The organism is Novosphingobium sp. (assembly GCF_019748365.1).
Classification (GTDB): Bacteria; Pseudomonadota; Alphaproteobacteria; order Sphingomonadales; family Sphingomonadaceae; genus Novosphingobium.
This window is the reverse complement of record NZ_JAIEPN010000058.1, coordinates 1-13,837: the sequence shown is the minus strand read 5'-3', so window position 1 is coordinate 13,837 and position 13,837 is coordinate 1. Positions and strand designations below refer to the sequence as shown.

The 13,837-nt window shown below is 66.2% G+C and carries 13 protein-coding genes; 8 read left to right on the top strand and 5 right to left on the bottom strand.

The features are described 5' to 3' along the window. Positions 1-29: 29 nt before the first annotated feature. Positions 30-797: an LPS export ABC transporter ATP-binding protein gene (lptB, locus tag K5Q19_RS08195; protein WP_292943267.1), complete on the bottom strand. Its 768-nt coding sequence runs from the start codon at positions 795-797 to the stop codon at positions 30-32. Positions 798-983: 186 nt separating this feature from the next. Between lptB and K5Q19_RS08190 the strand changes: the two genes are divergently transcribed. Together K5Q19_RS08190 and K5Q19_RS08185 are read left to right on the top strand one after the other, a co-directional pair. Next, entirely contained in the window at positions 984-1,367 is a 384-nt protein-coding gene (locus K5Q19_RS08190) for a hypothetical protein (RefSeq protein WP_292943264.1), read from the top strand. Positions 1,368-1,436: 69 nt separating this feature from the next. Beyond that, the gene (locus K5Q19_RS08185) at positions 1,437-2,783 is read left to right on the top strand and encodes a metallopeptidase TldD-related protein (RefSeq protein WP_292943261.1); all 1,347 of its coding nucleotides are present in this window, start codon (positions 1,437-1,439) and stop codon (positions 2,781-2,783) included. A 27-nt stretch (positions 2,784-2,810) separates the two neighbouring features. Here the strand turns inward: K5Q19_RS08185 and ppa are convergent, their stop codons facing one another. From ppa to K5Q19_RS08170, 3 genes are all read right to left on the bottom strand, one after another. Further along, positions 2,811-3,344, bottom strand: a complete 534-nt coding sequence (gene ppa / locus K5Q19_RS08180; protein WP_292943258.1) for an inorganic diphosphatase — start codon at positions 3,342-3,344, stop codon at positions 2,811-2,813. 106 nt (positions 3,345-3,450) lie between these two features. Next, positions 3,451-4,137 (bottom strand): DUF1345 domain-containing protein, encoded by a 687-nt coding sequence (locus K5Q19_RS08175; protein WP_292943256.1) that lies wholly within the window; start codon positions 4,135-4,137, stop codon positions 3,451-3,453. A 1-nt stretch (position 4,138) separates the two neighbouring features. Beyond that, positions 4,139-6,145: a peptidase M61 gene (locus tag K5Q19_RS08170; protein WP_292943254.1), complete on the bottom strand. Its 2,007-nt coding sequence runs from the start codon at positions 6,143-6,145 to the stop codon at positions 4,139-4,141. 106 nt (positions 6,146-6,251) lie between these two features. On the opposite strand from K5Q19_RS08170, the gene hisS reads away from it, so the two are divergent. Beyond that, a complete protein-coding gene (gene hisS, locus K5Q19_RS08165; RefSeq protein WP_292943251.1) occupies positions 6,252-7,520 on the top strand; it encodes a histidine--tRNA ligase in 1,269 nt (422 codons plus the stop codon). A 29-nt stretch (positions 7,521-7,549) separates the two neighbouring features. Here the strand turns inward: hisS and K5Q19_RS08160 are convergent, their stop codons facing one another. After that, positions 7,550-7,897 carry a GIY-YIG nuclease family protein gene (locus tag K5Q19_RS08160; RefSeq protein WP_292943248.1) on the bottom strand — a complete coding sequence of 116 codons (348 nt, stop codon included), beginning with the start codon at positions 7,895-7,897 and terminating at the stop codon, positions 7,550-7,552. 56 nt (positions 7,898-7,953) lie between these two features. Between K5Q19_RS08160 and prfA the strand changes: the two genes are divergently transcribed. The 5 genes from prfA to metK form a co-directional block, all read left to right on the top strand. Beyond that, positions 7,954-9,024 carry a peptide chain release factor 1 gene (prfA, locus tag K5Q19_RS08155; RefSeq protein ID WP_292943245.1) on the top strand — a complete coding sequence of 357 codons (1,071 nt, stop codon included), beginning with the start codon at positions 7,954-7,956 and terminating at the stop codon, positions 9,022-9,024. Then, a complete protein-coding gene (gene prmC, locus K5Q19_RS08150) occupies positions 9,017-9,847 on the top strand; it encodes a peptide chain release factor N(5)-glutamine methyltransferase (protein ID WP_292943242.1) in 831 nt (276 codons plus the stop codon). Before prfA ends, prmC begins: the two co-directional genes overlap by 8 nt. A 296-nt stretch (positions 9,848-10,143) precedes the next feature. Beyond that, on the top strand, positions 10,144-11,007 hold the full coding sequence (locus K5Q19_RS08145; RefSeq protein WP_292943240.1) for a DUF4167 domain-containing protein: 864 nt from the start codon (positions 10,144-10,146) through the stop codon (positions 11,005-11,007). 61 nt (positions 11,008-11,068) lie between these two features. Continuing rightward, positions 11,069-12,613, top strand: coding sequence for an apolipoprotein N-acyltransferase (gene lnt, locus K5Q19_RS08140; protein WP_292943441.1), 1,545 nt, complete (start codon positions 11,069-11,071; stop codon positions 12,611-12,613). 43 nt (positions 12,614-12,656) lie between these two features. Continuing rightward, on the top strand, positions 12,657-13,837 hold a 1,181-nt coding region (metK, locus tag K5Q19_RS08135; protein ID WP_292943237.1), incomplete at its 3' end, for a methionine adenosyltransferase.

Below are 13,837 nucleotides of genomic sequence, written 5' to 3'. Positions count from 1 at the left end.
GATCCGCTATCCTACCTTCTCGGGGGGCTTCATAGCGTGAAGCCCTCGCCCAGATAGAGCCGGCGCACGTTGGGATCGGCCACCAGCGCCTCGGGGCTGCCGGCAAACAGCACCTGCCCGCCATAGATGATGCAGGCCCGGTCGACGATATCGAGCGTCTCGCGCACGTTGTGATCGGTGATCAGCACGCCGATGCCGCGGTTCTTGAGATCGATGACAAGGTGGCGGATATCGCTGATCGAGAGCGGATCGATGCCCGCGAAAGGTTCGTCGAGCAGGATGATCGACGGGTTCGCCGCCAGCGCGCGGGCAATCTCGCAGCGCCGCCGCTCACCGCCCGAAAGCGCCATGGCGGGCGAGGTGCGCAGGCGGGTGAGGCCGAACTCGTCGAGCAGCCGGTCAAGCTCCGCGGCGCGAGTGATCTTGTCCGGCTCGACCAGTTCGAGCACCGTCATGATGTTCTGCTCGACCGTCATGCCCCGGAAGATCGAGGTTTCCTGCGGCAGATAGCCGAGCCCGAGAATGGCGCGGCGATACATCGGCAGACGCGTGATATCGACACCATCGAGCAGGATGCGCCCTGAATCCGGCCGCACCAGGCCCATGATCGAATAGAAGCAGGTGGTCTTGCCCGCACCGTTGGGGCCGAGCAGCCCCAGCACTTCGCCCTTGCCGACCGAAAGCGAGATATCGGTGAGCACCGCGCGCTTGTCATAGCTCTTGGCGATCGAGACAACTTCCAGCCCGCCCTGCTCCAGGGTAGCGTGGTTGGTCGCGGTGGCGGGCGTTTCGTCCATAATCGAGAAGGTCCATAGCCCGGTCCGCAGCGTCGGCAAAGCCCGTCTAAGTGCCTTTGGCAGGATTTATGCATGTCTCGCCGCGCGCTTCACCGGGAAAGGCCGCCGGTAATATTGCAGTGCTTGAAACATGGCCGGACTCGTGGTCTACTTCGCAAGGAGAGGCACAAGACAGGGGCACCAACGATGCGCAAGAGCATTGCCGCGGATCCGGGACGCGAAGGCACCGCCATGCACGGCCACGCACTCGATTGGCGCAAGCGGATGAGCGACACGGTCGCCTACAGCCTGCTTGTCTACACCAGCCTCCAGATCTTTGTGACCTTGCGCACGCTGGAAGGCACCAGCGGATCGATGCTGCCGATGATGGCACTGGTCGTGCTGGTTGCCGGGGTCATCCCGATGTTCCGCCACTTCGAACGCCGCTGGGAAGCGCTGACCGACAGCGAAGCCGCCGATCCCGCGCTGCGGGCCAGTTTCCGCCGCGATCAGCTGGCAACATGGGCTGTCGCGATCGGCCTGCCGTTTCTGCTCGCCGCCGTTTTCCGGATGCTCGTTTCGCTGTTCTGATTGCCCGCCGCGCGGCGGCGCCTATATGCAGGGCCCGACGTCAGTCCGCTTGAAAGGCCCGTTTCCCCGATGCTTTCCCCCCAAGAGGCGCAGGAGCGCTGCCACGCCCTGATCGAGCGTGCGCTGAAGGCCGGAGCCGAAGCCGGCGACGCCGTCTACATTGCTGATTCGTCCGAGGCCGTCTCGGTCCGCCTCGGTGCGCTTGAGGACGTCGAGCGTTCGGAATCCGAACACATCGGCCTGCGCGTCTTCGTCGGCGGTGCCTCGGCGTCCATCGGCTCGACCGACCTTGGCGACAGCGCGCTCGACGAACTCGCCAGCCGCGCGGTCGACATGGCGCGCGCCGCACCCGCCGACAAGTTTGCCGGCCTTGCGCCTGAAGAGATGCTGCTGCGCACCGGCGTGACCGATCTCGATCTCGTCGATGCGGACGAACCCGATCCGCAAACGCTGCGGCGCTGGGCCGAAGAAGCCGAAGACGCCGCCCGTGCCGTTCCCGGCGTCACCAACAGCGAAGGCGGCAGTGCCAGCGCCGGGCGCGGCGTTGTCGCGCTCGCCACCAGCCATGGCTTCAGCGGCGCCTATGGCGCGACCAGCCACGGCCGCTCGGCCAGCGTTCTCGCAGGCACGGACAGCGGCATGCAGCGCGATTACTCCTGGCGCAGCGCGCGCCACGCGGCAGACCTGCCATCGCCCGCCGAGATCGGCCGCGAAGCGGGTGAGCGCACCGTTGCCCGCGTCAATCCCGGCCGGGTCAAGAGCGGCACCTATCCCATCGTGTTCGATCCGCGGGTCGGCAGTTCGCTGATCGGCCATCTGCTTGGCGCCATGTCGGGCTCCGCCATTGCGCGCCGCGCCAGCTTCCTGCTGGAAAAGGATGGCGCGCAGATCTTCGATACGGCGATCACCATCAGCGAAGACCCGCTGCGCCGGCGCGGTCCGCGCTCGCGCCCGTTCGATGGCGAAGGCCTGCCGACGGGGCCCCGCAACCTCGTCGAGAAGGGTCGCCTCACCGGCTGGCTGATGGATTCGGCCGCCGCGCGCCAGCTCGGCGCCGCGCCCACCGGCCACGCCTCGCGCGGGGGATCGGGCGCGCCGCATGTCACGGCGGGCAATCTCGTGCTGCAGCCGGGCTCGGTGAGCCGTACCGCACTGATGGCCGACATCGCCGACGGCATCTATGTCACCGAGCTCATCGGCCACGGCGTCAACGGTGTGACCGGCGACTACAGCCGGGGTGCTTCGGGCTTTCGCATCGTGAACGGCGAGGTCGCCGGGCCGATTGCCGAATTCACCGTCGCGGGCAATCTGATCGACATGTTTGCGCGGCTCGTCGCGGCGGACAACCTCGAAACATGGCGCGGCATCGACGTACCGACGCTGCGCATCGACGGCCTCAGCGTCGCGGGGGATTGAGGGCGCCGCAGCGCCCTCAGGCAAGCCTTACTTCGCGGCCTTGGCGCGCTCGATCGCCTCGATCGTGATGCGCTTGGCATCCTCGGCACCGCCCCACTTGCCGACGCGGACCCACTTTTCCTTTTCGAGGTCCTTGTAGTGGGTAAAGAAGTGCTCGATCTGCTGGAGCACGATCTCCGGCAGGTCGCTCTTCTCGGCCACATCGCGGTAGTAGGGGAAGGTCTTGTCGTCGGGCACGCAGACGAGCTTCTCGTCGCCGCCATGCTCGTCCTCGAGGTTGAGCACCGCGATCGGACGCACCCGCACGACCGAGCCCGGAACGAACGGCGAGCGCGCGATCACCAGCGCGTCGAGCGGGTCACCGTCGGGCGACAGCGTGTGGGGCACGAAGCCGTAATTGGCGGGATAGCGCATCGGCGTGTGCAGGATGCGATCGACGAACAGGGCGCCCGAGGCTTTGTCGAACTCGTACTTCACCGGCTCGCCGCCCACCGGCACTTCGATGACCACATTGAGCGTCTCGGGCGGATTTTCGCCGGTAGGGATCATGTCGATGCGCATGGGATGCCTTCGCTGTGCCGGTGTGGCGTGGGAAATGTGAGCGCCCTCTAGCGCCGCGTGTTGTGCGCCGCAACATGAACGTGAGGGGCCGACAGGAGCTCGCCCTTCAGATTCCGCCGATCCCGTTGATGGTGAAGGCAATCACGCCGATATTGAAAATGAAGGCCGCGAACGAATGGGCGGTAACGATCCGGCGAATCGACCGCGAGGAGATCTCCACATCGGAGGTCTGGAACGTCATGCCCAGCGTGAGCGAGAAGTAGGCGAAGTCGAGGTAGTCGGGATGCCCGCTGCCGGGAAACTCCAGTCCGCCCGCATGTTCGCCGGGAACCGCACCGGCCCGGTAGTATTCGTGGGCATAGTGCAGGGCATAGACCACGTTGGCGAAAAGCCAGGTCAGCAGCAGCGTGAGGATCAGCCGCAGCAGCGCGCCCGGCTCGCCATGCTTGGCCGCGGGCAATTCACCCGCGATGGCGGCCATGACAACCAGCGTGATCAATGTGCTGACGGCCAGCACGATAGTGCGGTTGGCATCGTTCTCTTCCGAATGCCGCCGCATCGTTGCGATGTCGCATTCGCGCAGCAGCGGGATCAGCGAGAGCAGGAAGCCCGCGGCGGCCAGATCGAAGCCGACGACGAGGGCATCGGCCAGATCGCCGAAACCGGTCATCCAGCCACGCGCGGTTGCCCCCGCAACCAGCAGAACCAGAAACAGCACGAAACGCAGCGGGGCGAAACGCTGGCCGAACCGCCGTCTGGCCCGTTCAGCGCTGGTGCCGCCGCTGCCGTCCACGCTACTTCGCGGCGGGCTTCTTGGCCGCCGGCTTTGCCGCCAGCGCGCGCGGCGCCAACAGCTTGTCGAGCCCGGTAGGCATTGTGCCCGGCGCCGCGCGTTCCAGCCACGGCCAGCGCAGCCCCTCATGGTACTGCACCTGCACCGTGCGCACGACATCATCGCGCTTCACGATCAGTTCGATCGGTGCCGAAGTGCCCTTGGCTGCCGTGATCGCAGCCTTGATCGTATCCTGATCATAGGTCTTGCCGTTCACGGAGAGGATCTGCATCCCGGTCACCAGCCCCGCCTTGAACGCTGCACTATCCCAGCGGCTGCCGGTTATCCGCCCGTCATTGTCGATGGCAAGGCCGATCGAATGGTTGAGCGAAATGAACTTCGCCGACGCCATCCGCGCCTTGTCGAAAGGATTGGGTTCTTCCTTCCATGCCAGCTTGTAGCCACCGCGCTCGATCCCGCCGAGCGGCGCAGGCTGGCCCGGGGTCTGGATCCGGGTCTTGAAGAACCCTGCCCAGTCATAGGGATAGAGCCCGTTCAGCGTCTTGACGACATCCTCCAGCTCGTAAGTCAGCACGCCCCAGTCGCCGTCCTTCATGCCGAAGAAAGCCCTGGCGAAATCGTCCATGCCCTTCTTGCCCGCCGTGCCTTCGCGCAGAATCGCCTCGGCTTCGAGCCACACCAGCGCGCCTTCGGTGTAGTATTCCTCGTTGCGCGCAAGCGATGAGAAGGGCTTGGGCTTGCGGCTCGCCATGATCGGATCATGCGTCGTATCCTCGACCGAGCGCCACTCGCGCCCCGGATACTGCGTGAAGGACCCGGCATAGTTGGCGAGCTGGCCCAGCACCTGATCCTTGCTCTGCACCCCCGAACGCGCCGCGAGGACCAGGCCCCAGAACTGCGTCTGCCCTTCATAGACCCACAGCAGGTTGTCCTGCATCGGCGCGCGGTAGTCCGGCGTCCAGAGCTTCGCCGGACGGCGATACTTGCCGTCCCACGAATGCGAGAACTCGTGCGGGATCACATTGCGGTCCCAATCGCCGGCCGCCCAGTCGACCAGCGTGCGCGGCTCGTACTGGTTCTCGCTCGAACGGTGATGCTCGAGGCCGATCCCGCCCATGCGGTCGGTCATCGCCAGCAGGAAATCGTAGTGATCGAAATGCTTGGCGCCGAACGCCAGCATCGCCTCGTCGACCATGTTGCGAAAGACCTGCAGGTTCTCCGGCGCGATCTTGAGCAGTTCGGGCTTGTCCGCCACGAGATCGAACCAGACACCCTGACCCAGATCGTGCCGCGCGGCGTAGAGCCCGGCAAAGATCGGCGAATCGACCAGCGTTTCGTAGTCGGTCACGCTCCAGGTCACCACGTTGTTGCTCGCTGTCTTGCCATCGAGCGCGGTGAAGACCTGCCAGCCCGCCGGAAAAGTGACGGTCGGCTGCACCTTGATCTGCCGCACGTAGTATCCGGCCGGATAGAGGCTCATCTTCTCCCACTGCAGATTGAGCATCTCGCGCGTCATGGTGACGCGGCCCTCGCTTTCGCGCAGCGGCGAGGTGTGGATGAACTTCGCGGTCACTTCGCCCGCGCCCGCCGGCACATCAACATGGAACGCAAAAACATCGACCGGATCGCGGGTCCAGCTCAGCAACCGTCCGCCCGCGTAGAAGCGGACATCGACGAGCTCGGCGATCGTGCCCTTGGGGCCGTGGTTGCCGGGAAGCCACTTGGGATAGAGCAGCGTCAGCTTCGACTGGCCGGCGGGCACTGGGATCGTCTCGGTCACGCGGTAGGCGCCGGTCGTGGTGTCGCTGGCATCGATCATCAGCTGGATCGTGCCCGGATAGGGCTTGTCCTCGGCGTCCGGAATCGTCTGCGCGATCGGCACCGCCATCGGCCGGGTGTTCGACGGCGGCTGGACTTGCGCCCATACCGGGCCGGCGGTGGAAAGCAGAGCTGCGGCGAAAGTCAGCAGGGCGGCGGGGCGCAAAGCGCGCGTCGAGGTCGTGATCATCGCCGCTTCATGGCGCGAACATTGCGCGACTGCAACCGGCGCCGACCTGTGGGCAGCCTGCGCCCCTTTCCCCGTCGCCACATTCCCGCTAATCGCGCGCACTGACATGAGCAGCGACAAGACCAAATCCGCCCCCGCGACCCCGCAAGCCATCCGCGGCACGCAGGACATCTTCGGCCCGGACGCCGAGGCCTTCGCCTTCGTGGTGGAGACGTTCGAGCGCGTGCGCCGGCTATACCGCTTCCGCCGTGCGGAAATGCCGGTGTTCGAAAAGACAGCCGTGTTCAGCCGCAGCCTGGGCGAGACGACCGATGTCGTTTCCAAGGAAATGTACAGCTTCGAGGATCGCAGCGGGGAATCGCTGACCTTGCGCCCCGAATTCACCGCCGGGATTGCGCGCGCCTACCTCACCAACGGCTGGCAGCAGCACGCGCCGCTGAAGCTCGCGACGCATGGGCCGCTTTTCCGCTACGAACGCCCGCAGAAGGGTCGCTATCGCCAGTTCCACCAGATCGACGCCGAAATCCTCGGCGCCGGGGAACCGCAGGCAGACGTCGAGCTGCTCGTAATGGCGGACCAGATCCTCAAGGAGCTGGGCATTGCGGAAGGCGTCACGCTCCAGCTCAACACGCTGGGCGATGCCCCGAGCCGCGAGGCGTGGCGCGCCGCGCTGATCGACTATTTCCGCGCGGTGAAGGGCGAGCTTTCCGAAGATTCGCAGGAACGCCTCGAGAAGAACCCCCTGCGCATTCTCGACAGCAAGGACCCGCGCGACAAGGTGTTCACGGCGGATGCGCCGAAGATCGACGCATTCCTCTCGCAGGAAGCGCAGGATTTCTTCGGCAAGGTCACCGCCGGGCTCGATGCCGCAGGCGTCGCCTGGACCCGCGCCCCCACCCTCGTTCGCGGCCTCGATTACTACCGCCACACCGCGTTCGAATTCGTCACCGACCGGCTGGGTGCGCAAGGCACCGTGCTCGGCGGCGGGCGCTACGACGGGCTGATCGAAGCGCTGGGCGGCCCGCACACCCCGGCGGTCGGCTGGGCCGCGGGGATCGAGCGGCTGGCGATGCTGGTGGCTGATTATGGACAGATTGTTGAAGAGCGCCTTCAAGTGGTAGTCGCAGTGGAAGACGATACGGCGTTGCAATATGCCACCCGTCTTATTGCAGCGCTGAGACGCGATGGTTTCGTGTCAGAAATGGTGGCCACAGGGTCGCCAAGGAAGCGATTCGACAAGGCAGTGAAAATGAATGCTGACTGCCTCATTGCAGTTGGCATTCAGGATGGAACAGCGGGCATGAAGATTCGGTCGAGTCCGATCTCAGAGCTGGGCGAACGTCTTCAGAAATTTGTTGAAACGTGGGGCAGATGAGGACTGAACCCCGTCACCCTGAACTTGTTTCAGGGTCCATCTCTCCGCACGCGCGGAGCGAGGGGTGGGAAACCGAGCCCCACCGCAAGGTCGCGCCACTCGGGGTTCGCGCCGTTGATCAGATTGATCTTCCACGGCCGCTTCCAGTTTTTCAGCTGCTTCTCGCGGGCAATCGCGCGCTCCATGTCGCCGAACATCTCGAAGTGGACGAGCCGGTAGACGGCGTAGCGCGAGGTGAAGCCGCGCGTGATGCCTTCCCGGTGCTGCGCCAGCCGCTGCATGAGGTTGGACGTTACGCCGATGTAGGTCGTGCCGTAGTGCCCGCTTGCAAGGATGTAGACGCAAGGTTGCTTCTCGGTCGGCATGGATCCGAGCATGCGGCACGATGGACCCTGAAACAAGTTCAGGGTGACGGGGTTTTGGGGGGCAGGCCATGACCGTCTCCGACCAACGCCTTGCCCAGATTGCATCCCGCTTCGCCGAACTCGAAGCGCGGCTGGCGTCTGGTACGCTCGAAGGCCCCGCCTTCGTGGCCGCGAGCCGCGACTACGCCGAGCTGGAGCCCGTCGCCCGCGCCGCTGCCCATGTCAGCGCGATGCGGGGTGAACTGGCGGCCCTCTCAGCCAGCGCCGATCCCGATCCCGAGATGCGCGCCCTCGCCGAGGAGGAAATCGCGCACCTGCGCACCGAGCTTCCCGAAGCCGAACGCGCCCTCGCCATCGCCATGCTGCCGCGCGACAGCGCCGACAGCCGCCCGGCCATGCTCGAAATCCGCGCCGGCACCGGAGGTGACGAGGCGGCACTGTTCGCAGCCGACCTCTTCCGCATGTACGAGCGCTTTGCCGCCGAACAGGGCTGGCGGGTCGAGATGGTCTCGGCCAATGCCAACGAGATCGGCGGCTTCAAGGAAGTTGTCGCCAATGTCGCAGGCACCGGGGTGTTTGCGCGGCTCAAGTACGAGAGCGGCGTCCACCGCGTGCAGCGCGTGCCCGTGACCGAAAGCGGCGGGCGCATCCACACCAGCGCCGCCACCGTCGCCGTGCTGCCGGAACCCGACGAAGTCGATGTCGCGATCGAGGACAAGGACCTCAAGATCGACATCTACCGCGCTTCGGGCGCGGGCGGGCAGCATGTGAACACCACCGATTCCGCCGTGCGCATCACCCACCTGCCCTCCGGAATCGTCGTCACCTGCCAGGACGAGCGCAGCCAGCACAAGAACAAGGCCAAGGCGATGCAGGTCCTGCGCGCACGGCTCTACGAGAAGATGCGCGACGAAGCGCAGGGTGCCGAGGCCGAAGCGCGCAAGGCCATGGTCGGCTCGGGCGACCGCTCGGAGCGCATCCGCACCTACAACTTCCCGCAAGGCCGGGTGACCGATCACCGCATCAACCTCACGCTGCACCGCCTGCCAGAGATTCTCGAAGGCCCCGGCCTTGGCGAACTGATCGACGCGCTGGCCGCCGAGGATCAGGTCAAGCGCCTCGCGGCCATGGATGCCTGACATCAGATCTGCACTGCGCGAGGCGGCGGAGCGGCTTTCCGCCACCAGCGACACCGCACGGCTCGATGCCGAACTGCTCATGGCGCACGCGCTCGGCGTTTCCCGCACCGAACTGTTGCTGCGGCACCTCCATTCCGGACCTCCAGCGAACTTCACGTCCATTCTGGACCGGCGGCTGAACCATGAGCCCATCGCCTATATCCTTGGCACACAACCATTCTACGGGCTCGATCTCGAAGTCAGCCCGGCTGTCCTGATCCCGCGCGGCGATAGCGAGGCCGTGGTCGAGGTCGCCCGCCTCGTCCGCGAAGGCCATCCGCCCGCGCGCGTTCTCGATCTCGGAACCGGTTCCGGAGCACTGCTGCTGGCGGCGCTTTCGCTCTGGCCCAAGGCGCAGGGGATCGGGCTGGAACGCTCGGCGGCCGCGCGCGACGTCGCCACGCGCAATGCCGCGCGCCATGGCCTTGCCGGACGGGCCGAGATCATCGACTGCGACTGGACGCAGACCGGCTGGGCCGACGGGCTGGGCCGGTTCGATCTCGTGCTGGCCAATCCACCCTATGTCGAAGCGGATGCCGAACTGGCTCCGTCGGTGCGCGATCATGAACCGGCCGAAGCGCTGTTTGCCGGACCGCTTGGGCTTGATGACTACCGCCTGCTGGTGCCCGCCGTACCCGCGCTGCTGGCCCCCGGCGGTACCGCCCTGTTCGAGATCGGGGCGACACAGGGCGAGGCTGTCGCGGCGCTGGCGCGGGACGCCGGGCTGACCGCCGCAATCCACCCGGACCTCGCCGGACGACCACGCTGCGTCGAAATGGCGTAAATTCGGCAAACATTTCGCTTGGCAAGGCGGCAGCGCGTCACTAATCAGGGCTCAGGCAGGGCGACGGATGAAGGCTTCCCGTCCCGGCTCAATCCACCATTTGCATCGATCGCCGGCAGGGCAGGCTGGCAACGCGCAGATGCTGGGAACCACGAGCATACCATATCGTGGTTGAATATGCGCGGCGGCGGGGCTTGCCCTACAGGACCCACGAGTTGCGCCACGTCGGGCCCAGGTTGAACACAAAGTTTAACGTGCTTGGGTCAAGGTTGCACAGAAACAGGAAAGTGCCTGACTTGAACAACAATCGTGGTAACAACCGCCGGCGTGGTCGCGGGAACAACAACCGCCCGCAGGGTGGCGGTCAGCAACTCAACCGCATCGATAGCCGCGCGCGGGGCAATGCTCCCCAGATGCTCGAAAAGTATCGCAAGCTGGCGCAGGACGCTCACCTCAACGGCGATCGTGTTCAGGCCGAGTACTACCTGCAGTTCGCCGATCACTACTTCCGCGTGATCGCCGACAGCCGCACCCGCGTCGACGAGCAGCGCCAGCGCCCCAACGGCGAGCGCTGGAACGAAGGCGAAGGCGAGGACGACGGCACCGACTTCTCGATGGACAACGATTTTCCGGCGTTCGACCGCCCGCAGATCCGGCGCGACGAGAACCGGGACCAGCGAGAACCGCGTGAGAATCGTGAACCTCGCGAGAATCGTGAACCTCGCGAGAACCGTGAACCGCGTGACAACCGCGAGCCGCGCGAGAACCGCGAACCCCGCGAGTACCGCGAACCGCGCGAGAACCAGCGCCCTCGTTTCGAGCCGGCAGTTGGGGCGCCGGAAGGCATGGTCCGCGCTGACGAAGGCGAGCCGATCGGCGATGTCGCCGACAACCCTTTCGTGCGCGAGAGCCGTTCGCAGCGCGGGCTGCGCCCCCGCACCGATCGCCGCCCCCGCCGCGATGCTGAAGAGGCCCCGGTCGCGGCGCTCGATCCGCTGAGCCTGCCGCCTGCCATCGGCGTGCGCGCAGCTCCCGAGCCGGTCGAAGAGGAAGCACCGGCGCCGGCACCCGCAGTCGAAACGCCCGCCGCGGAGGCACCTGCCCCCAAGCGTCGCGGGCGCCCGCGCAAGAATCCGCTGCCGGAAGCGGCGGAAGGCTGATCGCAGCGCCTGAACGGGCTTGAGCAGGGTCGCCCGCGTGGAACGGTCGGCAAGACGCTGGATGCCGCTCGCGCTGATCGGTGCGGGTGCGCTGGCGGCGACCGGCTTTCAGCCGCTTGCGCTCTGGCCCTTCACGCTCGGCGCGCTGGCCTTCCTGATCGTACGGATCGAGCTTGCCGGTTCCGCCCGCAGCGCGGCGTTGGCGGGATGGCTGTTCGGGCTCGGCCATTTCACGCTTGGCAACAACTGGATCGCGACCGCGTTCACCTATCAGGCGGCGATGCCGGCCTGGCTGGGATGGATCGCTGTCGTGCTGCTGGCGATCTACCTCGCCATCTATCCCGCGCTCGCCGCCTTCCTTGCGGCGTGGCTGGCCAGGCGCACGGGCGCCGCATTGCTTCCGGCGTTTGCGGGCTTCTGGGTCCTGACGGAATACCTGCGTGCCACCCTGTTCACCGGGTTTGCATGGAACCCGCTGGCCATGGCCGCGCTCGGCGGCTTCAACCGACCCGGGCTTGCCGCCATCGCGCCCTGGACAGGGACATACGCGCTCTCCGGCCTCATCGTGCTGCTCGCCGGTTTCTGGCTGCTTGCCTGGCGCACGGCAAAGTCGGGGCGCCTGCATGCTGCTGCCATGACGGCCGCCTTTCCCGTCGCGCTCATGCTGCTGCCCTGGCATGGCCATGGCGGCGAGGGCCGCCTCGCTTATACCCTCGTCCAGCCGAACATCGGGCAGGACACGATCAACGATCCGAGCCTCTACGAAGGCCAGTTCCAGAACATCGCGCGCCTTTCGCTGCCGCGCACGCCGGGCGCGACGCGGATCGTGCTGTGGCCCGAAGGCGGCCTGCCGGACTATCTGCGGCCCGGCTATCCGCAGTTCTTCTATAACGCGACGACCTATGCGGCGGACCCGGCGATGGCCCGTGCCCGCATCGGCAAGGTCATCGGGCCCGGCAGCCTCCTGCTGACCGGCGCGACCGATCTGATCGTCGAGCGCGGCGAGGTGTCCGCAGCCCGCAATGTCGTCACCGCGCTCGGCGCCGATGGCGCGATCCGCGGCAGCTACGCGAAGGCGCATCTGGTGCCCTATGGCGAATACCTGCCAATGCGGGCATGGCTGGCGCCGCTGGGTCTCTCGCGGCTGGTTTCGGGCAGTCTCGATTTCCTCCCCGGCCCCGGCCCACGCACGCTGGACATGGGCGTGCAGGGCAAGGCCGGGCTGCAGATCTGCTACGAGATCGTGTTCTCGGGCGAAGTGGCCGACCGCGCGCACCGGCCGGACTATATCTTCAACCCATCCAACGACGGCTGGTTTGGCGCCTGGGGCCCGCCGCAGCATCTGGCGCAGGCGCGGATGCGCGCGATCGAGGAGGGCATACCTGTCCTTCGCTCCACGACAACCGGAATCAGCGCGGTGATCGACGCCGATGGCGTGGTCCGCCAGTTCGTGCCGCGGCTCACCGCAGGGCGGCTCGACGGGCTGGTGCCGCCCGCCCACGCCAGCACTCTCTTCGCCCGGCTTGGCAACCGGCTTGCCCTTGCCTGGGCGCTGTTGCTGCTGGGTGCTGCGCTCGTGGTTGCAAGGCGGCGCAGAGGTCGCTAGGGAGGCGACATAAAGGATTCTTTATATCACATAGGAAGCCCCCATGCGCACCGACTACCTGTTCACGTCCGAAAGCGTTTCCGAAGGCCACCCCGACAAGGTCGCCGACCAGATCAGCGACGGAATCGTGGACCTGTTCCTCTCGAAGGACCCCGAGGCGCGCATCGCCTGCGAGACGCTGACGACCACGCAGCTTGTGGTGCTGGCCGGCGAAATCCGCTGCAAGGGCGTCTATGAGGATGGCGAATGGGCTCCCGGCGCGCAGGAAGAGATCGAAGCCACCGTTCGTGAGACGGTGAAGCGCATCGGCTATGAGCAGGATGGCTTCCACTGGGAGAAGTTCGAGTTCATCAATCGTCTGCACGGCCAATCGGCCCATATCGCGCAGGGCGTCGATGCCGCAGACAACAAGGACGAGGGTGCGGGCGACCAGGGCATCATGTTCGGCTATGCGACCGACGAGACGCCCGACCTCATGCCTGCGACGCTCTATTACAGCCACAAGATTCTGGAGCGCATGGCCGCCGACCGCCACTCGGGCACAGCGCCGTTCCTCGAGCCCGACGCCAAGAGCCAGGTCACGCTGCGCTACGAAGGTTCGCTCCCCGTTGCCGCGACCGCGGTCGTCGTCTCGACCCAGCATGCGCCGGGCTATGACGAAGGCGAGAAGGAAGCCGAGCTCCACGCTTATGTGAAGCGCGTGATCGCGGAAGTGATCCCGCCGGTGCTGCTGCGCGATACGAAGTACTACATCAACCCGACCGGCTCGTTCGAGATCGGCGGTCCTGACGGCGACGCCGGCCTCACCGGCCGCAAGATCATCGTCGATACCTACGGCGGCGCAGCCCCGCACGGCGGCGGCGCGTTCTCGGGCAAGGATCCGACGAAGGTTGACCGCTCGGCCGCGTATATTACCCGCTACCTTGCCAAGAACGTGGTCGCGGCAGGCCTTGCCACGCGCTGCACGATCCAGATCGCCTATGCGATCGGCGTTTCGGAGCCACTTTCGCTCTACGTCGATACGCACGAGACCGGCACTGTCGGCGACGACAAGATCGAAGCTGCGATCCTCGCGATCACCCGCCTCGGCGGCCTGACCCCGCGCGCGATCCGCACCCACCTCGGGCTCAACAAGCCGATCTACCAGCCGACCGCCGCCTATGGCCACTTCGGCCGCAAGGCGGATGGCGACTTCTTCCCGTGGGAACGCCTCGACCTCGTCGA